The organism is Acinetobacter sp. CAU_H_29a_1 (assembly GCF_058599505.1).
The window spans coordinates 1,614,426-1,641,228 of sequence record NZ_CM178655.1 but is presented as its reverse complement, the minus strand read 5'-3'; the positions used below and the strand labels follow the sequence as shown (position 1 = coordinate 1,641,228).

Genomic DNA, 26,803 nt, shown 5'->3' with positions numbered 1-26,803 from the left:
TTTTTGACGCTCAAAGGATGTAACACATGGCTCTCTTGCAAATTGCAGAACCTGGACAATCAAGTGCGCCACATGAACACCGTATTGCCATTGGTATCGACTTAGGTACAACTCACTCTCTAGTTGCAACTGTACTTTCAGGCAAAGCAAAGGTTTTGCATGATGAACAAGGTCGTGTCTTACTCCCATCGATCGCGCATTATGGTGTAAACCAAACCCAATATGGTGACGGAGCAAAACCATTTTTGACTGCCGATCCTAAAAACACCATCGTTTCAGTCAAACGTTTTATGGGACGCTCTAAAGCCGACATTAAGTTTCAACACCCCTACACTTTGGTGGGTGAAGATAATCAAATGCCTGCTTTTGAAACCGCTCAGGGCCGTAAAACCCCTGTCGAAGTGTCCGCTGAAATTTTAAAGCAACTGAAAGATCGTGCTGAAGCGAGCTTAAAAAATGAAGTCAATGGTGCAGTGATTACTGTTCCTGCATACTTCGATGAGGCTCAGCGTCAAGCGACACGTGATGCCGCACAACTTGCAGGTTTAAACGTATTACGTCTCTTAAATGAGCCTACTGCTGCTGCAGTTGCCTATGGTCTCGACCAAGAAACCAATCTTGCGCATGATCACAACTATGTGATTTATGACTTGGGTGGCGGTACCTTTGACGTTTCAATTTTACGCTTTTCACAAGGCGTGTTTGAAGTGTTAGCGACGGGTGGTCACACTGCATTAGGCGGTGATGATCTTGACCGTTTAATCGTAAAATGGGCGAAAAAAGAACTCAACATTGATCAGTTCGATGACACTGAATATGCACACGTTTTAGTTGCTGCACGTAAAGCCAAAGAAGCTTTAACCGATGCAGAAAGCGTTCATTTACAAGTCCTAGAGCATAGCTTAATGCTTGATCGTGCGACATTTGAAAGCATTATCAAAGTTGCTTTAGATAAAACGATTAGTGTGTGTAAACGCGTCCTCCGCGATGCCAAACTTGAACTCAGCGACATTCAAAACGTGGTTTTGGTCGGTGGTTCAACTCGCTCTTATGCTGTACAAAACGCTGTACGCGATGTATTTGCTCAAGAGCCATTGTGTACCATCAACCCAGACGAAGTTGTTGCTATTGGTGCATCAATTACAGCCAATCAGTTGATTGGAAACACAGCCGATAGCGCATTACTGCTTGATGTAACTCCGCTTTCTCTCGGTCTAGAAACCATGGGCGGCTTGGTTGAGCGTCTTATTTCACGTAATACCGCAATTCCAGTCGCACGTCGCCAAGAGTTCACCACCTACCAAGATGGCCAAACTGCGATGTTGATTCATGTGGTTCAAGGTGAGCGTGATTTGGTTGAGCATTGCCGTAGCTTAGGTCGTTTTGTCCTTCGCGGTATTCCACCAATGACTGCGGGTCAAGCGCGTATTGAAGTAACCTTCCAAGTGGATGCCGATGGCCTACTGACGGTTTCAGCTAAAGAAACAACCTCTGGTGTACATGCACAAATTGATATCAAACCATCATATGGTTTGGCTGATAGTGACATGGAACGCTTACTGCTTGATGGTTACAAGTTTGCTGAAGAAGATAAAAATCTTCGTCACTTACAAGAAACCAAAGTTGAAGCAAAACGCGAACTCGAAGCTTTAGAGCAAGCCCTAAAAGTAGATGCTCACCTGCTCACGAATGAACAACAAGTTGCATTAAATGCGGCCAAAACTTCATTAGAAGCAACACTTGAAACAACAGAAATCAAAGCAATTGAATCTGCTGTTGAACAGCTTAAAATACACAGTGATGCTTTTGCAGCAGCACGCATGAATCAGCATATCGATGCGGCGCTGAAAGGCACAAAACTCGACGACTGGTCAAACTCAAACTAATTTATAGGTAAAGACTATGCCACGTATTAAAGTTCTCCCACATGCGCAAATCTGCCCAGAAGGTGCTGAGTTTGAAGTTGAACAGAATGCAAATCTTTGTGAAAGCTTACTGAAAAATGGGATCAAGATTGAACATGCATGCGATATGTCCGCTGCATGTACAACGTGCCACGTTGTGGTACGTAAAGGCTTTGACAGCTTAGAAGAAATGAATGATGTTGAAGCCGATCTACTGGATCGTGCTTGGGGCTTAGAACCCGACTCTCGTTTGTCTTGCCAAGTGAAGTTAGTGGATGAAGACTTAGAAGTTGAAATTCCTAAATACACAATTAACCACGCATCTGAAAATCACTAATTTTCAAAGCCAAAAAAAGCCACTCATTGTAGTTAATGCTGATCAGTTAAGACAAAATAGCTGAAATGCGGTAAAAATGAGCGTATCCAGATACACTCATTTTTTTATGACTTTTTCTCAGAATTTAAGTTCAGCATTTCAGCAGACAGCTCCTTCACTTTCTAATTTTAGCGAATTAATTGATTTAAACTGGATTGAAGACTGTTTAAAACGGACCGGGAAAGCATCGGTCAGAAAAAGAAAACTCCCCGCAGAGCATGCTGTATGGCTAGTTATTGGACTTGCATTGTTCCGCGACCAGCCCATCTGGTATGTTGTTCAGCAGCTGCAGCTGGTTTTTGGCACGGCTGAAAGCTGCGCCCCAAGCGCATCAGTGCAGGCCAGACAGCGCTTGGGTCTGGAGCCTTTAAATGTCCTGTTCAATACACTGAGTCAGACATGGTTTGAAGATTCTCAGCCGCAATATTCCGCCTTTCATGGCCTAAGCATCTGCGCTGTAGATGGAGCCGTCTGGTCCATGCCCCACACAGATGAGAACTTCAGGCACTTCGGTTCTTCCAAAGGCAAAACGATAGCAGCACCTTGGCCGCAAGCCAGAGCGGTTTGCCTGATCAACACCAATACTCATGAAGTGATTGATGCCGGGATTGGAAGTATGGATCAAGGCGAGCTGACTTTAGCGAAGAAATTGAAAGTGCCTGCAAATAGCCTGACTTTATTTGACCGGGCCTACTTCTCTGCTGATTTCTTATCAGGGTGGCAGTCTCGGGAAAACTGCCATTGGCTTATGCGGGCTAAAGACAATCTGCGCTATGAAATTATCAGGAAAAACTCAGCGCATGACTTTCAAATCAGAATGCCTGTTTCTCCAAGAGCGAAGAAACTGAATCCGGATTTAGGTGACTATTGGGAAGCCCGCCTGATTGAAACTGAACAGTCTGGAAGGGTTAGACGATACGTTACATCATTATTAGATTCAAAGGCTTATCCTCTGGAAGAGGTCAGTACGCTGTATGCTCAGCGCTGGGAAATCGAGATGTGCTACCGTGAAATCAAGAGCGACCTGCAAGATGGGATGCATTTAAGAAGCAAGCAGCCTGAATTGGTGTATCAGGAATTATGGGGTGTATTGATTGCTTATAATATTCTTAGAAGGCAAATGAAATTTATGGCTCAACGGGCGAAAGTCAGCCCTTTGCGTATCAGTTTCCATATTGCTTCAATCAGCATTATCAATATATTAAGGCATACTCCGCTGGAATCGGCAGGGAATTTGCCCAAGCATTTAGAGCGTTTGCTGGAACAGTCTAAAATGTTTGTTTTGCCTGAAAGAAGATCAAGGCAATGCCCTAGAGTCGTCAAAATAAAGCCTCAAAAGTACCCAAGAAAATGCCAGTCAATTTCTTAACTGACTGGCATTAACTCATTGTAGTGGCTTTTTTTATGACTCTCATTTTTATATCTCATACCATTAAATTAATGATACTCATTTTTCTGAACAGGCTCTATTACTTCATCTTCAAGATTGAGTTTGACGATACCTTGCGAGTTGGTCATCTTCTGTTGGGTTTGAATACGTTGAATCATTTTTTCTAAGACTTGAATTAACTGCGGATATTCAAAATTCTGCACTTCATCTAAGTTCAGCAGTAAATGAAATCCTTTATATTCATAATCAAACCAGCGTTGATAATCTGATTTTTGCGAGGTATATTTTTCAACAACTTGCCACGTCTTCACAGCACCTTTAATCCCCTTAAGGAAAATTGGCGCTTTCGGCGCACAAAGATAATCATTTTTTACTAAATTATGCGTATCGTCCGAAATTAAAATTTCATCCACTTGTGCTGCACTTTGTAAACGTGCCGCAAGGTTTGCATCACGACCAACAATGGTATAAGCCATACGGTGCGATGCACCATAGTTCCCTACGTGGCAATACCCTGTAGAAATCCCCATACGAATATGCAATGGCGGATACCCCATTTTCACCCAACGCTCGCGCAGAATTTTCATTTGCTGACGCATCGCCATAGCCATTTCCAAACAGTTTTGAGCATCACGCTCTACACCTTCAGAATTAGGGTCACCAAAGAACACTAAAATTGCATCCCCCATGAATTTATCCACAGTACCTTCATATTGCTTCGCAATCTCGGTCATGTGTTTTAAATAATCATTGAGTAGGAATGCTAAATCATCCGGAATTAAGCTTTCAGAAAGCTCTGTAAAGCCCTGAATATCTGAAAAGAAAACTGTCAGTTTCTTACGCTTGTATTCAATTTTCGCTTCAGACTCACCCTTCATAATCGATTGCCACAACTGAACTGGTGCATAGCGACTCAGTTGATTGGCAAACTCCATATAACGGTTCATCTGATCAAAATAGTGATTTTTGCGGCGGTATATGTCTTGCATTTGGTTGCGCTGATAATAGCTACCCACGCCAAAATAAGTGGTGAGGCACAAAAAGCCCAATACGATCAGTTCGGTACTGGTAGCCTCGAAATACTCACCAAAACCAAAGACAAAGATAATCGAGATATAAAAGACAACCACCCCAATCAGGCTGGCCAAAGACACCATCAAAAAAGAAATTTTATTGCTAATAGCCGTATAAAGCATAGCAAAAATGGTTAAAAATGTGAGTACGATACTGAGATGTACAGCGGCTAAAATGATCGCTGTAATGACAATATCTATAACAAACATCACACCGCGTTGCATCGTATTATTGAAGCGATAACCTAACCACCTAGAAAATGGCGGTGTGATCAATAACACAATGAGCAACAGCAGCGGCACGTAAATCTGATATTTGGTATCTGCCATCGTATAATGATAGACGATGGTTATTAAAGACAGCATGCCATATCCCATCGCACGATGGAAATACACAAATTGTTTGGGCTCTTTAGATAACCAATGATCTAATGGCACTGCTCGTTCCCCATTATGCACACGATCAAATCATCCCTGATTTGATTTCTCACGTGTATTAGTCCATACGCCAATCGAATGGCATATCACCTTGACCACGTAGTGCAAGCATTAGAGTTTGACGCATATGCGCAAGCACTTCATTGCTATAAGGAACAGCGGGTGTACCCCAAACTGGTTTTGGCCATGCGACGTCGTTTTGATAACGTACAACATGGTGAAAATGGAGCTGCGGAACCATATTACCTAAAGCAGCAACATTCATTTTGTCAGCACGGAATACACGAGCCAATTGGCTTGATAACCAGCTTGACTCACGTAAAAACTGTTCTTGGTCGGCTTGACTGAGTTCATATAACTCAGTGATGCCTGGCACGCGTGGAATTAAAATTAGCCACGGGAATTGCATATCATTCATTAAGCGACATGTTGAAAGTGGAAAGTCGCCTACAAAAAACGTATCTTGAGCAAGTTGTGGATGCAAACTAAACATATCTTTATAAATGATGCAAATTAGAATAATGGCTAATACTATCACATCCAATCAGAGGTGAATATTGTAAGCAATGTGTTTCAACACAAATAAACTACGTTTTACTTTGAACCACATCACATTTATTACTCTAATAAATTTCATCAAAAAATCAAGTCTTTCTTTTTATAGCGCAAGTGCGCAAGAAAGACCAGATATCTGTATGAAATCACAGCAAATTAAAACTAAATTTTAATGCAACTCTTTCAATAAACTTTCCAATAAGTCATTGATAAATTGAATCCGTTTTTCATATTCCTCTAGTATGACCATGACCTTTAAGCGCTGACCACCTTCCATCCTAAAAAAGGTCGGGTGTTTTTGCATCATCTGAATAATACTAATTGCCTGAACAGGAGTATCTGGTGAAAATTCAATCGTACCACCATTGGCAGAAATATCCACTTTGGTAATGCCCAGTGTTTCTGCTTTCAAACGCATCTGATGTACAGCAAAAAGCTGCTTTACAGGTTGTGGTGGTATCCCAAAACGGTCAATCAACTCCATACGAATGTTATCGAGTTTTTCCTGACTGTCCGTATTACTAATACGCTTATAGAACAATAAACGCTGATGGACATCTCCCAGATATTCATCTGGAATCAAGGCCGGCATATGTAAATTGATTTCTGCGGTCAGTGAGAGTGGCGCATCGAAATTTGGGGTTTTGCCCTTTTGAATGGCTTTGGTCGCCTTTTCGAGCATCTCCATATATAAGCTATAGCCAATGGCTTGCATTGAACCACTTTGTTGCTCGCCAAGTAGCTCACCCGCTCCGCGAATTTCCAAGTCTTCTGTCGCCAACATAAAGCCCGCACCTAATGTCGATGCCCGCTGAATCGCATCCAGACGTTTTTCAGCATCACCTTTTAATCCTTTGATGGATGGCACCAACAGATAGGCATAAGCTTGGTGATGCGAGCGCCCTACACGCCCACGTAGTTGATGCAACTGCGCTAAACCCAGCTTATCTGCCCGCTCAATTAAAATGGTATTGGCATTCGGAACATCAATCCCTGTTTCAATAATGGTTGAGCAGACCAGCACGTTATATTCTTTATGGTAGAACTGCTGCATGACTTGTTCTAACTCGCGTTCACGCATTTGACCATGTGCAACAGCCACACGTGCCTCAGGGACCAACTCTCGAAGACTCTCCGCTGCACGCTCAATGGTTTCGACCTCATTATGCAAGAAATAAACTTGGCCACCACGCAGTAACTCACGCAAGATGGCTTCTTTAACTGAATCACCCGTATGTTCTTGCACAAACGTTTTTACCGCTAAACGTCGTGCAGGTGGTGTAGCAATAATGGATAGATCACGCATGCCACTAAAGGCCATGTTTAGAGTCCGTGGAATTGGAGTTGCGGTCAGAGTCAACATGTCCACATCTGCCCGCATGACTTTAATCCGCTCTTTGTCACGTACACCGAAGCGGTGTTCTTCATCCACAATCATCAAGCCTAAGTCTTTAAACTGGACATTCTCTTGTAGAATTTTATGCGTACCAATCACAATATCAACTTTGCCCTCAGCTAAGTCTTCAATCGTTTTGGTATGTGATTTACTGCTGCCAAAACGTGATAAAACTTCGATGCGAATAGGCCAGTCTGCAAAACGGTCTTTAAAAGACTCATAATGCTGTTGAGCCAGCAACGTCGTCGGCACCAAAACAGCTACCTGTTTATTGTTCTGTACCGCTAAAAATGCTGCGCGCATCGCAACTTCGGTTTTGCCAAAACCCACATCGCCACAGACCAAGCGATCCATCGGTTTAGCCAGTTGCATATCATACAACGTCGCCTCAATGGCATTGGCTTGATCGAGTGTTTCTTCATAGGCAAAGCCACTAGCAAACTGCATATATTGACCTTGATCTAACTCAAAACCAAAACCAGGTTTAGCTTGACGACGGGCTTGGATATGCAATAACTCCGCTGCTACATCATGGATTTGCTCCAATGCTTTACGTTTTGCTTTGTTCCAAGCATCAGTACCCAGCTTATGCAAGGGTGCCAAGTCTGGGTCACCGCCACTATAACGACTGATCAAATGTAAATTGGTGACAGGAACATAGACTTTGGCAGCATCGGCATAATCGAGCTGCAAGAACTCATAGTCTTGATCATCAATACTTAAAGTGACTAAGCCCGCATAACGCCCCACACCATAGTCGATATGCACCACCGGCGCACCCATACTCAGTTCAGTCAAACTTCGGATGAGAAACTCTTCCGAAACCTCTTGCTGGCGTTTACGACGACGCTGTACAACGCGATGCTCATACAACTGATTTTCAGAAATGATGCTAATGCTGTCTTTTAATACCAAGCCACGCTCTAATGGTGCACTGGTAATTGCTATGGCATGTAAGGATTTTTGAAATTCAGCAAAATTCTCAACATTAGGAATCTCTCCCAATGTTGCACGCAATGCATCTTTTAAAGTTTCACGACGCCCCGCGCTTTCAGCAACCAGTAATACCGGATGGTTAGCAGCATCAATATACTGTTTAACCGCATGAAAGGGCTTTTCATGCTTAGGATCGACCGCTAAACGTGGTGGAAGCACGGTGTTTAAATTGATCACACCTGCTTTTAGATCAAAAGCCTCAACTGAAGCGATAATGCGGGGAAAGGTATTGAGCTGTTCTAAAACTTGATTGGTCGAAATAAAAAGATGGTTAGGGGCTAAAATTGGCTGGTCAACATTATGGCGGCGGTCTTCATAACGGCGATCGATTTCTTTCCAAAAACTATCTAAACCATCATCAACCTGCTTATCTGTAATGACAATTGAATGACTTGGTAAATACGAAAGCAGTGTACTTTGGGTTTCCATCTGCGCTGCACTGAAAAATAGTGGGAAATAGAACTCAATCCCTGGTGATGCAATCCCTTCTAACACATCCTGATAAATTGGATTTTTCTTTGGATTTGCCGTCGGAAACATTTCTGCATAGCGATCACGAAATATGCTGCGTGCCTCTTTCAGCGGAAACTCTTTAGCCGGTAATACGGAAAATTGTTGTAAGTTTTGCGTAGTGCGCTGTGTTTCAGGATCAAAAAATTTAAGGGTTTCAATTTCATCATCAAATAAGTCTATGCGAATTGGTGCGGCTTGACCTGAGGCATAGATATCCATAATGCTACCCCGAACCGCAAATTCACCATGGTCATATACTGTGTCGACCAAATGATAGCCTGCTTGAATCAAACGCTTCTTTTGCTGTTCCAATTCAAACTTTTGACCAACGTGAATATCAAAGTGTTCTCCCAACACCCACGAAGTCGGCGCTACACGCTGCGCCAAGGTCGAAGCCGAAATCAGTAAGACACCTGTTTGCGGCATATTGGATAAAATTGCGAGACGCTCAGATACAATATCTTGATGAGGAGATAAACGATCATAAGGCAGAATTTCCCAGTCTGGAAAAATGGTCGGTCGAATACCGTAAAATTCAAATTCACTTTCGAGTTGTGCTAAGTGTTGATTATTTTTTGCCACAACCACAAAGAGCTTTTTATTTTGTGTACTTAACGTTTGAATGAATAATGCAGCTGAAGAGCCGAGCAAATTTCCCAGCCAACGTTTTTCGCCTGCTTTTAGTTGTTGCACATTCAGTTGGGAGATTTTTTCTTGGAACATGGACATGGCTTTAGCGTTTAAAAACATGCGTCATATACTAGCATGATGTCCTCTCGTTGCATGTTATTTTTCACGACAAGAACAACATCAATCTAGCGCTAAGTCCTTTTTAAAACTCAAATTTATGGTTTTTAAAAGACTTATTTTTTGTCACGTATAAACTGGTAATAATAGTCATTGAGTAGCTTAATCATTCGCTTTAACTCGGTTAAGTTTTCTAGATTATTGCCTAAACGTACAACAAATCGCTCATTGGCAATTTCCAGGTCGATCTTTTCATTGATTAACATAGCACTATAAAAAAGTGCATTGAGGTCATCAAACTGACTAATTCTACGATTTGAAAAATAGACCAAACGTTCAGCATGTATAGCATTTAGCACAATACCTTCAATGATAAAGCCTTTTTCATCATCATATTCAATCTGATGCTGCTGCAAAAAAAGTTGTTCTGGCGCATCTTTCTTTAATTTAAATAATTGGCTTAATTTACTCAACATAGACATCTAATCATGGTTCTTCACTCAAGCTTATTGTAGTTCCAACTGCTACCTTTTGTTAGCGTGTATCCGCTAAAAAGTATAAAAGCAGCGCATTGACTACTTTTATACCTATATATAGTTATAAATGTCTTAGCGAACTTATGCTAAAGGTACAACCGTCGGCGTCACCTCAGCAGCCAAGTTTCAAATGAGAAATATGACCTAAGGGTTCTTAAGTTAACAACCCTTTCTCCAATACCACTTGCTAAATTGTTTTGTTTTTCCGCAATATACTGTTTACCCATTTCATCACATTTCACGACCTAAAATTGGATCAAGCAAAATCACCATACCAGCACTACTCATGACTGCATCAAAGTATACGTTTTCATTAGCTTGAATACATTTGGTATTTAAGGCTGCAATACCATTAATAAGTGACTAAAACACAGCGCCGTTGGATAGACATCATTATTCGATTGAGATTAATTGATATGATCGTTTTGAAATATAAAATCATATTTACCTTGAGGAAGTGATAGATGTTCCAATGCAAGATTGGCCAATACTTCGTTTCTATTCATTTAATTGAAGTACCCGCTCCACCTTGATAGGCATCTATGGTTAGATGCAAGGGAAAAGCGTATAACCAACTTTCAGGTGGTTGGATCAATTACTCATATGCCACCGCAATGGCCTGCACAATTTCAGGAGAGATTTTTGCCAAATGTGCAGTTAATTTATGCTGACTCTATTTTTACTTACGCCAAAGCATGCAGAAAATGCCATTGAATTCCTATTTTCTAATTAGAAATTTAAAAGTTTTCCAATGCACTCAAAGTATGAATGCCCTAAGAAAGTTAGTTAAATAGTGAAATATTCGTCTTTTTCACCTATTTCATGACTGTAAATACATTTCATAAATGAAACACCTTATATGTAAATTCGCCTATTTTGTAGGTAATGTAATTTTTCGTAAGCAATAAAAAATCAAAAATTATAACTAGCCTGCTGATTTTACGAAATAAAAGCTTAGAATTTCACTTACCCTATAAAAAAAGAATAATAAATGATCAATAAACAGCATATTTTCAACAACTTATTATTTAATTCTAAAAAACAATTAATAATTACACAAAACATACAAAAACACCTCACAACTGTTACAGAGTGTGATTTTATTTTTATGCTTGAATCGCCGTCTCAAACAAAGCGATTAAAAAATCTCCCAAGTCGGATTTTGCCAAGGAATGCCTATGAGTCAAATTAACCCCACCCTCGTCACATTTTTAGTTTATATCATTGCCATGGTTGGCATCGGTTTGTATGCATACAAGTCCACAAACAACTTTGATGATTACATCTTAGGTGGTCGTAGTTTAGGAAGTGTGGTTACTGCACTTTCTGCAGGTGCATCAGACATGAGTGGCTGGTTACTGATGGGCTTACCGGGCGCAATTTATTTGTCTGGTTTGTCTGAAGCGTGGATTGCTGTAGGTCTGATCATTGGTGCATGGCTCAACTGGTTATTGGTTGCAGGACGTTTACGTGTGCATACTGAAGTTCAAAACAATGCCCTCACCCTGCCTGATTATTTCACAGGTCGTTTCGCAGATCGTAAACGTATCTTGCGTATGATCTCAGCGATCGTCATTTTAGTATTCTTCGCGATTTACTGTGCTTCCGGCATGGTGGCTGGCTCACGTTTATTTGAAAGCATCTTTGGTTGGGACTACACCACTGCTCTTTGGATTAGCGCAATTGCAACCATCAGTTATGTATGTATCGGTGGCTTCCTTGCAATTAGCTGGACAGATACCTTTCAAGCAGGCTTAATGATTTTTGCTCTGCTACTTACCCCAATCATGACTTATCTTGCGATTGATGGTAATGCTGCACAGTTTACAGTCCTGCTTGAAACTGCTCGCCCACAAGCAATGCACATTGTCTCTGAACTCAGCACTGTTGCCATCCTGTCATCATTGGCATGGGGCTTAGGCTATTTTGGTCAGCCACACATTTTAGTGCGCTTCATGGCTGCAGACTCTGTGAAAACAATTCCTGCTGCGCGTCGCATTGGTATGACATGGATGATTTTATGTCTAGGTGGTGCGGTAGGTGCAGGTTTCATTGCGATTGCTTACTTCCAACAACACCCTGAACTGGCAGCCGTGGTTTCTCAAAACCCTGAAACTGTGTTCATGGAACTGACTAAAATTCTCTTCAATCCGTGGATTGCAGGCATTGTTTTAGCTGCAATTTTAGCTGCGGTGATGAGTACATTAAGCTGTCAGTTACTGGTTTGTTCTACAACATTGACAGAAGACATGTACAAAGCATTCATCCGTAAAACCGCTTCTCAAAAAGAATTGGTCTGGGTGGGTCGTTTCATGGTTCTTGCAGTTGCTGTTCTTGCAATTTGCTTAGCAAGCAACCCTGACAGTAAAGTTCTAGGCCTTGTAGCTTATGCATGGGCAGGTTTTGGTGCAGCATTTGGTCCACTGATTATCTTGTCTTTGTTCTGGAAGCGCATGACTTTGAATGGTGCTATTGCAGGTATTATTGTTGGTGCGGTAACCGTGATTGTGTGGAAAAATGCATTAGGACACTTAGGTCTATATGAAATTATTCCAGGCTTTATCTTCTCTTGGATCAGCATTGTAGTTGTAAGCTTAATGGGTAAAGCCCCTGAAGCAGAAGTGGTACAACGCTTTGAACAAGCAGACAGCATGTACAAACAAGCCATGGCTGAAATGAAAGAAGAATCTACACAACGTTAATTGAACGTGTAGACCAACAAAAAAAAGGGGCTTTTAAGCCCCTTTTTTTGCATCTCATGCACTCAATTATTTCGACAACGGTTTGTACTTAAGTTGAATACGTGAGCTTTCTTTGATGACTTCCATCACGGGATAACTACGCGTTTCTTTAACGCCCGGCAGTTGCCACAAGACTTGGCCTGAGATTTTTCTGAACTCATCCATACTGGCACAACGAATCTTCACCACAAAATCAAAGCCCCCACTGGTCATATGACATTCCACAATTTCATCATGCTGTAGTACGGCATGGCGAAAGTCTTCCAAGACATGTGGCGTGGTTTTATCCAAAAGTATCTCAACAAAAACCACAAAACTGGCATTCAGCATGTTTGGATTTAAGCGTGCTTCATAACTCAGAATAAAGCCTTCCTTGGTTAATTTTTGCACCCGAGCCAAAGCAGCTGTCGCTGATAAGTTCACTTCTTCGGCAAGTTTAATATTCGGTATTTTTCCATCTCTTTGAAGAATATCTAATATTTTGATATCTGTTCGGTCCAAGCTAAAAATTGGGCTCGTCATCTGAATTAATCTCTAAATAGCATACAAATTATAGTGAGTTATTCGGCATTCTTTCTGTAATCATAAATTAATTACTATAGATCTCTCAACACATTATTGTATGCACAGGATGTAGGCATGAATATGATGGAAAGCAATACGCATTTCAACGACGCTCAAACTCAATTTGAATATATTACCGAATTCAAAGAAAAAAGTGAGCTTGAAGTTGAAATCAATACCGCTTGGCGACGTGCCGAAACTGACTGTGTTCAAAATTTATTAGACCACAGCAAAATCTCTGACGAGATGAATCAACGCATTCATGAACTTGCGTTTGATTTAGCTCATACTTTACGTGAACGTAAAAGCGGCAGCGGTAAAGCAGGTATTGTACAGGGTCTCTTACAAGAATTTGCACTGTCTTCTCAAGAAGGCATCGCGTTGATGTGTTTAGCTGAAGCATTGCTTCGTATTCCAGATATGGCGACACGTGACCTATTGATTAAAGACAAAATCAACCAAGGCAACTGGAAAGAACACGTTGGTCAAAGTAACTTGATGTTTGTCAATGCGGCAGCATGGGGTCTCATGTTGACTGGCAAACTGATGGAAACACCAAAACAAAATAGCTTATCAGGCACTTTAACTGGCTTATTGGCACGTAGTGGTCGTGGCATCATCCGTAAAGCAGTTGATGTAGCTATGCGTATGATGGGCGAACAGTTTGTGACTGGCGAAACCATTGGTGAAGCATTACAACACGCTGAACGTCTTGAAGAAAAAGGCTTCCGCTATTCATACGACATGCTGGGTGAAGCGGCACTGACCGATCATGATGCTGATCGTTATATGAAAGACTATACCGATGCCATTCATGCCATTGGTCAAGCGTCAAAAGACAAAGATGTTTACGACGGTCCGGGTATTTCAATTAAATTATCTGCTCTACACCCTCGCTACCAACGCGCACAAGTTGCACGTATGCATGAAGAGTTGTACGGCAAAGTCTTTACGCTTGCTAAATTAGCACGCGGCTATAACATCGGTTTAAATATCGATGCTGAAGAATCTGAGCGTTTAGAAATTTCTTTAGAAATGCTTGAACGTCTATGCTTTGAACCAGAACTGAAAGACTGGAAAGGCATTGGTTTCGTTATCCAAGCATATCAAAAACGTTGTTTCTACGTGGTTGACTACATCGTAGACTTGGCTAAACGTAGCGAAAAACGCTTAATGATCCGTTTAGTGAAAGGCGCGTACTGGGACAGCGAAATCAAGAAAGCGCAAATTGAAGGGATGACTGACTACCCTGTATTTACTCGTAAAGTACATACAGACTTGTCGTATATCTCTTGTGCGAAGAAATTATTAGCTGCACCAGAACAAATCTACCCACAGTTTGCAACACACAATGCGCAAACCTTGGCGACTATTTATGAAATGGCTAACCCAGAGAAATACTACGTGGGTCAGTATGAGTTCCAATGCTTACACGGCATGGGCGAGCCACTGTATGAACAAGTGGTCGGCGAAAAACTAGATAAAAAACTAGGTGTACCTTGCCGTATTTATGCACCTGTGGGCAACCATGAAACACTATTGGCTTATCTTGTACGTCGTTTACTTGAAAATGGTGCAAACACCTCTTTTGTAAACCGTATTGCAGACAAGTCACTCGCAATTGATGATTTGATTGAAAACCCAACTCAAACCATTTTAAGCAGTGCAAAACGTGAAAATATCGTGGGTCAAAAGCACCTTTCGATTCCACTTCCTGCTGAACTTTATGGCCAACTGCGTGCAAATTCTAAAGGTTTAGACCTTGCAAATGACTCTGCATTAATTCATCTGAACCAAACAGCTCAACAGTTTGCTAAGCACCAATGGTCTGCTGCACCAATGGGTGAGCACTTTCAGACCAATGACGCCGTTGCTCCGCAAAGCATTATCAACCCAGCACGTCACTCAGATGTTGTGGGTTATGTACAAGAAGCAACAACTGAACAAGTTGAGCAAGCATTAAACAATGCGCAGGCTGTTCAAGACATTTGGGCACGTACGGCTAAAGACACCCGTGCAAGTTACCTACTTCGCGCTGCTGACTTAATGGAAGCTCGCTTAGAAGAACTGATGGTTTTACTTTGCCGTGAAAGTGGTAAAACGTATGCCAATGCAATTGCAGAAGTTCGTGAAGCTGTAGATTTCTTACGCTACTACGCAACGCAAATGATAGATCTAGATGCAAACGCAGAAGTTGAGCCTTTAGGCACGATGCTATGCATTAGCCCATGGAACTTCCCATTGGCCATCTTCACAGGTCAGGTTGCTGCTGCGTTGGTTGCGGGTAATACCGTGATTGCTAAACCAGCTGAACAAACGCCATTGATCGCAGCTCAAGCAATTCAAATCTTATGGCAAGCGGGTGTGCCTCAAGCTGCTGTACAGCTGATTCCAGGTCGCGGTGAAACTGTGGGTGCACAACTCAGTGCAGCCGAGCAAGTTCAAGGCATCATGTTCACAGGTTCTACTGAAGTTGCTAAGATTTTGCAAAAAACTGTGTCGAAACGTTTGAGCAAAAATGGTGAAAGCATTCCTCTGATTGCTGAAACAGGCGGTCAAAATGCCATGATCGTTGACTCATCAGCATTGACTGAGCAAGTTGTACTTGATGTCGTCAGTTCAGCTTATGACAGCGCAGGTCAACGTTGTTCTGCCCTTCGCGTACTATGTGTACAAGAAGACAATGCCGATGCTGTGATTCAAATGCTTAAAGGCGCAATGCAACAACTTCAAGTGGGCAACCCATATCTACTTAAAACTGATATTGGCCCTGTGATTGATGCTGAAGCGCAAGAAAACATTCAAAAGCACATCGACAAGATGCGCCAAAAAGGTCATCGCGTACACCAGTTGATGCGTAATGATGCTCAAGACTCTGAACTAGATGCAGGCACGTTCATTACACCAACACTAATTGAGTTACCAAATCTAAATGATTTAGAACGCGAAGTGTTTGGTCCTGTGCTTCACGTGATTCGCTTTAACCAAGGTTCACTCAAACAATTACTTGAACACATCAATAGCAAAGGCTATGGCCTGACGATGGGTCTACATACCCGTATTGATGAAACCATTCAAACTGTGATGACCCATGCTGAAGTAGGCAACCTCTACATCAACCGTAACATCGTGGGTGCGGTTGTCGGTGTACAACCATTTGGTGGTGAAGGTTTATCAGGTACAGGCCCTAAAGCGGGCGGTCCAATTTATCTATATCGCCTAATGCAAAACTGTTCTGCGAAAAAGTTGAATAAACCTTTTGCTACAGGTGCTGATTTAAACCCTCAGGTTGAGTTCAGCAACTCTGCATTGTTCCTTGAGTGGGCAGCTAAAACCTTCCCAGCAGTGAAATTGGCAAAAATTGAGAACTTCTGTTCAGGTCATCATTACGAGCTGCAAGGTCCGACTGGTGAAAGCAACCAATACATGGTAATTCCGCGTCATGCAGTCTTGTCATTAGCTGAACAAGAAGTGGATCAACTACAACAACTGAATGCAATTTTTGCAGTTGGTAGCCGTCCAGCGGTGCTTGCAGATAACAGTTTTGTGTTAAAACACATGCCAAGCATGCCTAAAGCATTGGCTCAAGCTTTTCATGTCATTAAAGACATCAAAACTGATGCTTTTGATGCGGTATTGCACCATGGTACGACAGCGCAGCTTTTAGCACTGCAACAGCAGATTGCTGAGCGTCAAGGTGCGATTGTAGGTATTACTCACCTTAGCCCATCACAAACAGCCATTCCTTTGGAACGTTTTGTGATTGAGCGCGCTATCAGTGTAAACACTGCAGCTGCTGGTGGTAATGCAAGTCTCATGACTTTGAACTAAGCCCAATTTAAACCTGTAGTCCTCATCGGGACTGCAGGTTTATTACTGTTTTTCCTCTATTGCCAAGTCAACATCTCCTGGTCTGTTTACTTGGCATTTTTTATGCGACTCGGTTTGACTTAATCTGCTCAAAAATTTCCAATGTAGCACAGCATCAAACCATGTGTAGCATGAATAAACCCCACGCTTTTGCTGAATATCTTTAGGCTAATTCGGCAAACTTTGTTACCATCTCTTTTTTCAATATGTTTGCGATTTTTACTGCATATGACTTCTTCTTATCAACAACAACTTGACGCCAAAATTGAACGAATTACAGCTCAATTTGCTGAATTCACTCCACCTTCGCTTGAAGTTTTTCAATCTCCTGAAAAACACTTTCGCATGCGTGCAGAATTCCGTATTTGGCATACCGAAGATGATATGTTTTATGCCATGTTTGAACGCGATGAAGACAATCAGAAAAAAGTCATTCGTATTGATGACTTCCCAATTGCTGATGCCAGCATTAATCAGCTCATGCCTGTTTTATTGGCAGAATTGAAAAGCAATGATCTCCTCTCAAAACGCCTATTTGAAGTGCATTTCTTAGCGACCTTAAAAGGTGAAATGCTAGTTTCCCTGATTTACCGCTGCCCACTCGATGAACAATGGCAGGTTTTAGCCAAACAACTTTCAGAAAAATTAAATATTAAGTTGATTGGCCGTAGCCGTGGTCAAAAAGTGGTACTCACCGATGAATTTGTGGTGGAAGAACTGCAAGTTTTTGAGCGTAAATATCAATACAAACAAATTGAAAGTAGCTTTACGCAGCCCAATGCGCAAGTCTGCCAAAAAATGCTCGAATGGGCCTGCAATGCTGCACAGCAATCAAATAAAGATTTGTTAGAACTTTACTGCGGCAATGGTAACTTTACCCTACCGCTTTCCACCCGTTTCAACCGTGTCTTAGCCACTGAACTGGCTAAGTCTTCGGTGTATGCCGCACAGTGGAACATCGAACAAAACCACATCGATAATATTCAAGTCGCGCGTTTATCAGCAGAAGACTTCACACAAGCCTATAACGGCGAACGCGAATTCCGTCGCTTACAAGAAGCAAATATAGATATGAGCAGCTATGAGTTCGATACCGTGTTTGTTGACCCACCGCGTGCGGGCATTGATGGTGAAACCTTAAAATTGATTCAGCGTTTTGAACGGATTATCTATATTTCGTGTAATCCTGATACCTTGCATGACAACTTAAAAACACTCAGCCAAACCCATAAAATTTCACAGTTTGCGCTGTTTGACCAATTTCCCTATACCCACCATGTCGAGTCTGGGGTTTTGCTGGAAAAAATTTAAACAATTTGTTGCAACTTAAACCGTATAAAAAAGAAGCTCAAATGAGCTTCTTTTTTAATTTTCATGAAAAAAGATAAGCTTATAGGACTTACGCAGTATTATTTATAGATTCTCTGTGGTAGCAGATGATTTTTATCGAGAATAAAGTCATCAATGAAGTTTTTGATCATTGGTCTAAATAACTTCTTCTGCCAACGATATACATTTTCAAAGATCCGCTCAAACTGGTTCTTTTGTATCTCAACATAGGCCATCAAGGCTGAAAAAATATGATTCGAAATCAGTTTAGATCGTCTTACTTGAAACTTTTCAATATGACAAACCTGTTTAATCACTCGGTGATATTGTTCTATTTTCCAATGACTTGAATGTAATTCATGAAAACCCTCAAAGGACAATAAATCATCTTCATCTTGATGCACAATATAAAACCTCTGCTGTTCTTTTAACTGAGTCTTAAATAATTGTACAAAGCCAAAATCTTTGAGCCAGACCACTTGACCCTGATGGAAATTCGGCAATAAACGCAGTTGAAACCATTGTCCTTTTTCTGGGGAAACCTTACGGTTACAGTCGATACCAAACATAAATCGAATACCATATTTTCTTATGGTTTTTAGATTTGCAGTCGATGAATACCAACTATCACCTGTAATAAATTGAATCTTTGCACCCCAACTGAGTACTTCACTTAACATATCCATAAAGTAATCATTCTTGGTTTTACTTTCAGATTTGTCATAAATTCGGAAATTAATTGGAATATTTTGACCATTTTGATCTGTCGCATACAAGGTAATGAGATTAATACCCTTGACGGATCGGTGGTGTTTGCCTGACCAAAAATAGCTAACTAAGTCCATATGCTGACTATATGGTTTATCTAAAACAGTATCATCAATACTGACTATAAGTTTATTATTATCAATATGTTGAATTGCTTCTTGATATAGGTCGTGAGGTGTGTAGTCTTCACGCTCTAGAAAGCGATTTACACTATCATGCGAGATGTTATAAGTCTCGGCAAGTTGTGTGCAGCTAATAGAGTTCGGTTCTGTCATGAGAAAGCCCATATAAATGGGTAGTGTACAAGTTGCTGTAGAAGCATTTTTAATTCGTCTGATCACAGATACTTTATAAAGTATTTTAATACTTTTTTGAATCCGTCAATGCGTAAGTCCTAGCTTATATAAAATGCAAGTATTTCAACTGTCATAATAACGTTAATACCTTGCGCTATAATCGGAATTTTTCGACATCGATCGCTGCTTTTATCTCTCACGCTGACTTGCATTATTTTACAGATTGGTTATATTTCACCCTATGTTAGGTTGTAAATGAAGTCTATATGAGTTTTTGGCAAAAGCTGTTTTCGAATGAACAGCAAAACGAGCATAAAAATCAAATTGCTTGTGTTGAAAATGACTGCTCTTGTAAAACCAATGAACAGCTCATCGAAAAGCTTAAAACAGCGACCGATGAAGACGTGATTGTTGGGATTAAAAAAGTATTAGCTTCTCGTGGCTATGGCCGTAAGGAGTTAAATGAACTTCAGCATCGACCTCTACAGTAGTAGAGTCACTGAATATTCATCAAAAAGGCATTTAGATTGATCTAAGTGCCTTTTTTTTAATGCCTGTACGTCACTCTACCTATAAAAAAACCAAGGCATATGAAACACAGTACACTTTGAACGTTTAAATATTATACAAAGTCTTAAATTTTTGTTACCTTACAGGCTCAATATAAAAATCAATAATGTTTGAAAATTAAAGGTTTAAGCAATGAAAAAACTACTCATAATCAGCACATGTATTACCCTTTTATCTTTAACAGCATGTAGCAAGATGCCGAAAGCTTGTGTTGAGTCTTGGGAAAAAATGGAAAAACTTGCCGAGCAGATGGGTTTACCTGAAGAACAACTCAAAGAACAAAAAAAGAAATTTGAAGAAGACGTGAAAGCGATGAACACTGAAGAAGCAACACGCATGTGCAGTACCCAAAACTCACTTTTAGGTCTAGTGGATCAATAAATACTACTTCATCTTAAAAGAGGATGCTTGCATCCTCTTTTAATGCGATCACAAAAGCTAGATACTCCTTTCCAATCGGTCCCTTTTATTTCTATCATCGTAAACTCAAATAACCGAAACCCACTAAACAGTCGATTATTCCCAGCAGAAGCTTTAAAATACAGATAAAAGACAACTGTAATGAATTAGCACGTATTAGGCATGCAACAACAAAAAGTCCACTACCCCTTGGGGGCTCATCTCATAGTCAAACATTTTGGCTATACGCATCACGGCATATATGCGGGGCGTGGACGTGTGATTCATTATTCAGGTTTTGCACATCTTTTTAAAAAGCATCCGATTGAAATAACCTCCATCGAGAACTTTAGCCACGGACGTAAAATTACAGTCAATCAGTACCAAGCCCCCAAATATAAAGGCCGTAAAGTGGTTCGCCGGATGCGCTCACGCATGCATGAAAACAATTACCATCTTATTATCAATAACTGTGAACACTTATGCACGTGGGCCATTACAGGCGTTGAAAGTAGCCCACAAGTCATCAAAATGATGAACCGACTCACTACCATTGGTTATGTCAGCTCTATGATGAGTTTCATGAACAGCCTGATATTAACGCTGACCACGACCTGTTTTGCATTGGTGCTCTATATCAAAAAGAAATTACGTGATAAGGCCAAACAACAGCTTGGGAACTATTTTGAGTTTAAAGAAGAACGCTCTAAAAAAGATCACTGATGTGAACGCAGTTGAAAAGGCGGAAATTTATCTTCAACCAAGTTAAGCTGAATATCGTATTCAAGCCATGCCTTGGCACCATCTAGCACTGTAGTAAAGCCACCTGTTGCATCCATCACATAATGAATCAGCTCATTACCTTGTAACTCAATGTCATAATTTCGAATGATCACATAGGTATTCATGCTGTCGATTTTTTCAAATACAAAATCCACTTTAGTTTTAGGCGTGCCCCATTCGATGCAGATCAACTCATTTTCAACGACTTGTAGGACATGAGTCGAGTGTGTAATTTGGTATTTATCCCAGGTCCAATCGACCATTGCGCCTTTTTCTAAATAGCCCGAAGACTGACTAAACCAAAACTTGGTGGTTATGAGTGGATCAACAAAAGCGTTAAACACAATATTGACAGAACGCCGAATCAACATCTGAGTTTCGATCACGGTAGTCATTGTTATATCCCTATCACTTTTAAACTTAGTGATAGCACATCTCAATAAACCAATCATATCGAAAATTTGTTATGGCTCAGGCAATCCACTCATTTTCTGTTATGGATTTGTTCACTGCTTTAACTTAAATTGGCTCTATGTGCGCTCACTGGTTCTGGCAAAGATTCATTTAAAGAACTGAGCATTTCGCGCTCTATGCCCCGCACAATAGCATCTAAAGGCAAGTCGTTTTCTTGAAGTCCGAAGGGTTCTTCTAACTCTGCACTTAGCGCATCTAAACCCAATAAGAGATAGGCAATTAAGGCCACGATCACCGGTGACCAAAAACCAAGACTGGAACTTAAACTAAAAGGTAAAATGAGACAGAAAGAGTACACGGCACGGTGTAACAAAACCGAATAAGAAAATGGCAGAGGTGTAGATGAAATACGATCACAACCAGCGTGAATATCTCCCATTGCCACCGTATGCTTAGTCAGCATACTGTAAATAATATCGCTAATCTCACCACGCTTATACAACACCGCCAGATCTTTCTGCGTAAGCTCTAATACATATTGCGGTGGATTAATATGCGTAGCCAATACCTCCCACTGCTCTACTGTCAGTTGTACTTTGGCTTGATAGTGGTCATAGGTATGACTTTGCTGCCGTAAACGATCTCGAAGCAAGTGGCTAAATAACATGACGCGATACATCAAAACTGTACGGTCTGTATCATTTAAGACATAACTATCACGGATTATATGCCGTGCGTTGGCAATCATTGCTCCCCATAGCTTACGCCCTTCCCACCAGCGGTCATAACACGCTGTATTTCGAAAGCTTAAGAAAATCGAAAGAATCACACCAAATACAGTAAAACCAATGACAGGCACTGCAGGAGCTGTCACGTAATGTTGAGTCGCTAGATAAACCAACAGTGTTGAAATTAAAACACCGACCATCAGTGCAGGAAACACTTTCGGTAAAATGGTGCCACGCCAAGCAAAGAGTAACGCAAAGCTATTGGTTTTATCTCGAACGATCACAGTGTTTTCCTATTGGTTTCGCTACGAAAAGGCTCAACCGAAGTTGAGCCTTATATGTCTATCCACATCAAGCAAACAGCGCTTATTTAGGCTTAAAGCTGTCTTTTAAGTCTAAAATACGGTTAAACACAGGTTTCTCTGCTGTATGGTCATACTGATCTGCAACAAAATAACCTTCACGCTCAAATTGGAAACGGTCTTCAGGCTGTGCTTGCGCTAATGCAGGCTCAATCACCGCGCGTACAATTTTCAATGAATCAGGATTCAAGTTCGCTAAGAAATCATCACCCACTTCAGGGTCCGACTCTGTAAAGAGGCGATCATAAATACGCACTTCAGCAGGAATGCCCTTGCTTGCAGATACCCAGTGAATCACCCCTTTAACTTTACGCCCTTCTGGATTTTTGCCCAAAGTTTCAGGGTCGATTGAACATTTCAACTCAACAACTTCACCGTTTTCATCTTTAATCACTTCATCACACTTAATGACATAAGCATGGCGCAAACGAACTTCACCACCCGGAATTAAACGCTTGAAGCCTTTTGGTGGTTCTTCTTCAAAGTCTTTACGGTCAATGTAAATTTCAGAGGTTAACGGAATCACACGCTCACCCATGTCTACATTTGGATGACGTGAATGGGTTAAATCCATATCGTTAGGCAAGTTGGTGAGCGTAACTTTAAGTGGGTTCAACACCGCCATACCACGCGCCGCAACATTTTCTAGAGACTGACGGATGCAGTATTCAAGCATTGCAACATCAACAATACCATCTGACTTCGACACACCAACACGCTTACAGAAGTCACGTAGGCCTTCTGGGGTAAAACCACGACGGCGCATACCTACAACGGTTGGCATACGTGGGTCATCCCATCCATTGACATAACCACCTTCAACCAATTTACGTAATTTACGCTTAGAGGTAATGGTGTAGTCGATATTTAAACGGCTAGACTCATACTGACGTGGTACTGCTTCCGAGTGAACTTTCTCAACCACCCAGTCATAAAACGGACGGTGATCTTGGAATTCCAAAGTACACAGTGAGTGAGTAATGCCTTCGATTGCATCTGATAATGGATGTGCATAGTCGTACATTGGGTACATTTTCCATTTATCACCTGTTTGGTGATGCTCTGAATGGAGTACACGGTACAAAATAGGGTCACGCATATGCACATTTGGAGATGCCATATCGATCTTGGCACGCAGAACTGCTTCACCTTCTGCAAACCCACCATTGTTCATTTTTTCAAAACGTGCAAGGTTTTCTTCAACTGAAGTATCACGGTAAGGCGAGTTTTTACCTGGCTCAATAAAGTTACCACGGTTCAAACGAATTTCTTCAGGTGACTGCAAATCAACATAGGCATCACCCTGTTTAATCAGTTGAATCGCCCATGCATGGAGTTGGTCGAAATAGCTTGACGCATACCGTGGTTCACCATTCCACTCAAAACCTAACCATTTAACGTCATTGGCGATCCCATCTACATATTCTTGTTCTTCTGCATCTGGGTTGGTGTCATCAAAACGTAGGTTGCAAAAACCATCAAACTCGTTGGCAATACCAAAGTTTAAGCAAATTGCTTTCACGTGACCAATGTGTAAATAACCATTCGGCTCTGGCGGGAAACGCGTGACTACTTTTTGTGTACGACCTTCAGCCAAATCATCGGTAATCACTTGGCGAACAAAGTCTAAGCCTGGCTGTTGTTCTTGCTGCGCTGCGACAGAGGCATTGTTACTTGGTGTCGGGTTATTTGGCAGTGTTGAAACAACATCATTCGGCTTCATAGTTTAAAAATCACTTTGATGAAAAAAATTAAGGGAAAATAGGGTCCTGCTATACGAGCATAATTCTAACTGATCTATCAGTCGATTTATGAATATTTTACAGCCCCTTAAACGATATTTGATCTATTTTACAAAGAAAATAACGTTTTTACTTGCCTTGTAGTTTACAGTTTGCTTATGCTTCTCACAACCAAAAAACCCATGGCTTTGATGTCCATGATTAGGAGATTACACAATGAGTTTTCCTCAAGTCGAATTAAACACCAATAAAGGTCGTATTGTTCTTGAACTTAACAACGAAAAAGCACCAATCACTGTTGCTAACTTCTTAGAATACGTACGTGACGGTTTCTATGACGGCGTAATTTTCCACCGCGTGATCGATGGTTTCATGATCCAAGGTGGTGGTATGGATGAAAACTTCAAAGAAAAAGCAACACGTGATGCAATTGAAAACGAAGCTGATAACGGCTTAACCAATGACCTTGGTACAATTGCAATGGCGCGTACACAAGCACCTCACTCTGCATCTGCGCAGTTCTTTATTAACGTGGGTAATAACTCTTTCCTTAACCACTCTGGCAAAAATGCACAAGGTTGGGGTTATGCAGTTTTCGGTAAAGTAACTGAAGGCCTAGACGTAGTAAACGAAATTAAAGGTGTTCGTACTGGCAACCGTGGCTACCACGCTGATGTTCCACTAGAAAACGTTGTGATTGAATCTGCTAAGATCATTTCTGAGTAATTTTTAAATCCTCCCCAGCCCTCCTTTGATAAAGGAGGGAGCTAGACTCTCATTCGAATATGAGATTACCCTCCCTTTTTAAAGGGAGGTCGGGAGGGATTTTTAAAAGGAAACTTCCGTGACCTATTTGTTTATCGCTGATTTACACTTGTCACCCGATCACCCTCGACTCGTTCGGGGGTTTTTAGATTTATTAGATGCTTATAAGAACAAGAATACCCAACTGTATATTTTAGGCGACTGGTTCAATGCATGGATTGGCGACGACTACACTGCTCCTTGGCTAGATGAAATCATTCGCGCTTTAAAGCAATTTTCAAATGCAGGCAATCACATCTATTTCTTAACAGGTAACCGTGATTTTGCCCTAGGACAGCAGTTCCTCGACCAGTTTAATGGCCAACTGTTAGCTGAAGTTTGCACACTCAAACTTTCAGATCACATCATACGTATTGAACATGGTGATTTGCTCTGCACGGACGACGTATCCTATCAGCGTTTTCGTAAAATCATCCGTAATCCACTTCTGCTAAAGTTTTTAAAAAGTACACCGCTTGGCTTTAGACAAAAATTGGCCAATGGATTCCGTAAAAAAAGCCATCAAGCGCAACAGGTTAAAAGCTATGAAGTCATGGATGTGAATCAAGATGCTGTTCATGCAGCATTAAGCAATGCGGATTTACTAATTCACGGACACACGCATCGTGCTAATATTCATGATGTCGATGGGAAAAAGAGAATTGTACTCGGTGACTGGAAAGAAGATTCCGCTCAAATTTTAGAAATTAATGCGAATGGTCATCTACAAAATTTGGCATTAAAAAAATGGCAGTATTAATGCCATTTTTTTACTATACCAGTCAATATTATACATAATGCTAACTCAAGTACTTACCGCCTTAATTCAACTCATTTAGACGGTACAATTGATTAACACCAGTATAAAAACTCAAACCATCTAAGTTCATTGGAAGAGTTTCGCCAGATTCAAGTTGAATCATATGCCCCACTTCAACCCAGATTAAACCGTGATTTGTATTCTGTTGACGTTTAAGTGGCACCAATTTTACATTGATTTCACTACCATTTACGGCTGTAGCAACACGCCATGTATTTAAAGTTGTCAAAATTTTAACTCACTAAGTGAGCTTTTTGTGATGGAACAAAGAGATTAATAAAACGGGTTTTGAATAATAATTCTGTAGTTACAATGATGATATTCAAGTCAAATGCCTGAACTCAGATAGATCACAATCAGCTATATCATAGAAAAGCAGGAACAATACCTACTCGTAGTCTGCATTATACTAGGTTGTCAAGATTTAAGCAAAAGTAGCCCATTTTTTAATAGTATGACTTTTTTATTATTTTATCTGTTTGAAATAAAAAACTTTTCATGTAAATACTTTATTCACCACCACCAAATACTAGGACTTGTTCTTCTATTTTGTGTTGAGCTATCCGCACTTTGAAAGCATGCATAGACATCCTGACCTATATACTAATTAAATACATCCTCACAAAAGTGCCAAAACCATGTCATGTCATGTCATCCTATTACTTAGGGCTAGATCTATTTATAGCTAT

Annotated in this window: 21 protein-coding genes and 1 pseudogene; 11 read left to right on the top strand and 11 right to left on the bottom strand. The window is 40.9% G+C overall.

What is annotated here, in order from left to right:
- The first annotated feature begins 26 nt into the window (after nt 1–26).
- The 3 genes from hscA (at nt 27) to AC4MDD_RS08045 (ending at nt 3,649) form a co-directional block, all read left to right on the top strand.
- Entirely contained in the window at nt 27–1,886 is a 1,860-nt protein-coding gene (gene hscA / locus AC4MDD_RS08055; RefSeq protein ID WP_491882536.1) for a Fe-S protein assembly chaperone HscA, read from the top strand.
- Nucleotides 1,887–1,902: 16 nt separating this feature from the next.
- Complete coding sequence (gene fdx / locus AC4MDD_RS08050; protein ID WP_004697000.1) at nt 1,903–2,241, top strand: ISC system 2Fe-2S type ferredoxin; 339 nt, start codon at nt 1,903–1,905, stop codon at nt 2,239–2,241.
- Between the two features lie 106 nt (nt 2,242–2,347).
- Nucleotides 2,348–3,649, top strand: coding sequence for an IS4 family transposase (locus tag AC4MDD_RS08045; protein ID WP_039891156.1), 1,302 nt, complete (start codon nt 2,348–2,350; stop codon nt 3,647–3,649).
- A gap of 68 nt (nt 3,650–3,717) precedes the next feature.
- Here AC4MDD_RS08045 and AC4MDD_RS08040 read toward each other — a convergent pair whose 3' ends face one another.
- The 5 genes and pseudogenes from AC4MDD_RS08040 to aspA all read right to left on the bottom strand — a co-directional run.
- On the bottom strand, nt 3,718–5,181 hold the full coding sequence (locus AC4MDD_RS08040; RefSeq protein ID WP_234304991.1) for an adenylate/guanylate cyclase domain-containing protein: 1,464 nt from the start codon (nt 5,179–5,181) through the stop codon (nt 3,718–3,720).
- A 58-nt stretch (nt 5,182–5,239) separates the two neighbouring features.
- The gene (locus AC4MDD_RS08035; RefSeq protein ID WP_004696995.1) at nt 5,240–5,674 is read right to left on the bottom strand and encodes an HIT domain-containing protein; all 435 of its coding nucleotides are present in this window, start codon (nt 5,672–5,674) and stop codon (nt 5,240–5,242) included.
- Between the two features lie 231 nt (nt 5,675–5,905).
- Complete coding sequence (gene mfd / locus AC4MDD_RS08030; protein ID WP_491882605.1) at nt 5,906–9,364, bottom strand: transcription-repair coupling factor; 3,459 nt, start codon at nt 9,362–9,364, stop codon at nt 5,906–5,908.
- 140 nt (nt 9,365–9,504) lie between these two features.
- A complete protein-coding gene (locus tag AC4MDD_RS08025) occupies nt 9,505–9,870 on the bottom strand; it encodes a hypothetical protein (protein WP_080543921.1) in 366 nt (121 codons plus the stop codon).
- Nucleotides 9,871–10,334: 464 nt separating this feature from the next.
- Nucleotides 10,335–10,519 (bottom strand): annotated as a pseudogene (gene aspA, locus AC4MDD_RS08020) (aspartate ammonia-lyase); the annotation flags it as partial.
- Nucleotides 10,520–11,102: 583 nt separating this feature from the next.
- Between aspA and putP the strand changes: the two are divergent.
- On the top strand, nt 11,103–12,626 hold the full coding sequence (putP, locus tag AC4MDD_RS08015; RefSeq protein ID WP_087013618.1) for a sodium/proline symporter PutP: 1,524 nt from the start codon (nt 11,103–11,105) through the stop codon (nt 12,624–12,626).
- Between the two features lie 66 nt (nt 12,627–12,692).
- Here putP and AC4MDD_RS08010 read toward each other — a convergent pair whose 3' ends face one another.
- Nucleotides 12,693–13,187, bottom strand: coding sequence for an Lrp/AsnC ligand binding domain-containing protein (locus AC4MDD_RS08010; RefSeq protein ID WP_491882535.1), 495 nt, complete (start codon nt 13,185–13,187; stop codon nt 12,693–12,695).
- Nucleotides 13,188–13,304: 117 nt separating this feature from the next.
- Between AC4MDD_RS08010 and putA the strand changes: the two genes are divergently transcribed.
- Entirely contained in the window at nt 13,305–17,060 is a 3,756-nt protein-coding gene (gene putA / locus AC4MDD_RS08005; RefSeq protein WP_491882534.1) for a trifunctional transcriptional regulator/proline dehydrogenase/L-glutamate gamma-semialdehyde dehydrogenase, read from the top strand.
- A 267-nt stretch (nt 17,061–17,327) separates the two neighbouring features.
- Complete coding sequence (trmA, locus tag AC4MDD_RS08000; RefSeq protein WP_419276316.1) at nt 17,328–18,410, top strand: tRNA (uridine(54)-C5)-methyltransferase TrmA; 1,083 nt, start codon at nt 17,328–17,330, stop codon at nt 18,408–18,410.
- Nucleotides 18,411–18,508: 98 nt separating this feature from the next.
- Here the strand turns inward: trmA and AC4MDD_RS07995 are convergent, their stop codons facing one another.
- Nucleotides 18,509–19,537 carry an IS701 family transposase gene (locus AC4MDD_RS07995; RefSeq protein WP_176536921.1) on the bottom strand — a complete coding sequence of 343 codons (1,029 nt, stop codon included), beginning with the start codon at nt 19,535–19,537 and terminating at the stop codon, nt 18,509–18,511.
- Between the two features lie 221 nt (nt 19,538–19,758).
- Here AC4MDD_RS07995 and AC4MDD_RS07990 point away from each other — a divergent pair, with 221 nt between their 5' ends.
- The 3 genes from AC4MDD_RS07990 to AC4MDD_RS07980 all read left to right on the top strand — a co-directional run bounded on the left by AC4MDD_RS07990 (nt 19,759) and on the right by AC4MDD_RS07980 (nt 21,184).
- Nucleotides 19,759–19,983, top strand: coding sequence for a hypothetical protein (locus AC4MDD_RS07990; RefSeq protein ID WP_004984703.1), 225 nt, complete (start codon nt 19,759–19,761; stop codon nt 19,981–19,983).
- A gap of 211 nt (nt 19,984–20,194) precedes the next feature.
- Entirely contained in the window at nt 20,195–20,443 is a 249-nt protein-coding gene (locus AC4MDD_RS07985; RefSeq protein WP_004696981.1) for a hypothetical protein, read from the top strand.
- A gap of 201 nt (nt 20,444–20,644) precedes the next feature.
- A complete protein-coding gene (locus AC4MDD_RS07980; protein ID WP_125281696.1) occupies nt 20,645–21,184 on the top strand; it encodes a lecithin retinol acyltransferase family protein in 540 nt (179 codons plus the stop codon).
- On the opposite strand, the gene AC4MDD_RS07975 is transcribed toward AC4MDD_RS07980, so the two are convergent.
- The 3 genes from AC4MDD_RS07975 to AC4MDD_RS07965 form a co-directional block, all read right to left on the bottom strand.
- On the bottom strand, nt 21,178–21,639 hold the full coding sequence (locus AC4MDD_RS07975) for an SRPBCC domain-containing protein (RefSeq protein WP_004696977.1): 462 nt from the start codon (nt 21,637–21,639) through the stop codon (nt 21,178–21,180). The genes AC4MDD_RS07980 and AC4MDD_RS07975 overlap by 7 nt on opposite strands.
- A gap of 119 nt (nt 21,640–21,758) precedes the next feature.
- Nucleotides 21,759–22,670, bottom strand: coding sequence for a bestrophin family protein (locus AC4MDD_RS07970; protein ID WP_491882533.1), 912 nt, complete (start codon nt 22,668–22,670; stop codon nt 21,759–21,761).
- Nucleotides 22,671–22,752: 82 nt separating this feature from the next.
- Nucleotides 22,753–24,471: a glutamine--tRNA ligase/YqeY domain fusion protein gene (locus tag AC4MDD_RS07965; protein ID WP_491882532.1), complete on the bottom strand. Its 1,719-nt coding sequence runs from the start codon at nt 24,469–24,471 to the stop codon at nt 22,753–22,755.
- Nucleotides 24,472–24,706: 235 nt separating this feature from the next.
- Between AC4MDD_RS07965 and AC4MDD_RS07960 the strand changes: the two genes are divergently transcribed.
- On the top strand, nt 24,707–25,216 hold the full coding sequence (locus tag AC4MDD_RS07960; protein WP_004696971.1) for a peptidylprolyl isomerase: 510 nt from the start codon (nt 24,707–24,709) through the stop codon (nt 25,214–25,216).
- 118 nt (nt 25,217–25,334) lie between these two features.
- A complete protein-coding gene (locus tag AC4MDD_RS07955) occupies nt 25,335–26,054 on the top strand; it encodes a UDP-2,3-diacylglucosamine diphosphatase (protein WP_491882531.1) in 720 nt (239 codons plus the stop codon).
- A 61-nt stretch (nt 26,055–26,115) separates the two neighbouring features.
- On the opposite strand, the gene AC4MDD_RS07950 is transcribed toward AC4MDD_RS07955, so the two are convergent.
- Nucleotides 26,116–26,343: a hypothetical protein gene (locus AC4MDD_RS07950; RefSeq protein WP_004696967.1), complete on the bottom strand. Its 228-nt coding sequence runs from the start codon at nt 26,341–26,343 to the stop codon at nt 26,116–26,118.
- Between the last annotated feature and the right edge of the window lie 460 nt (nt 26,344–26,803).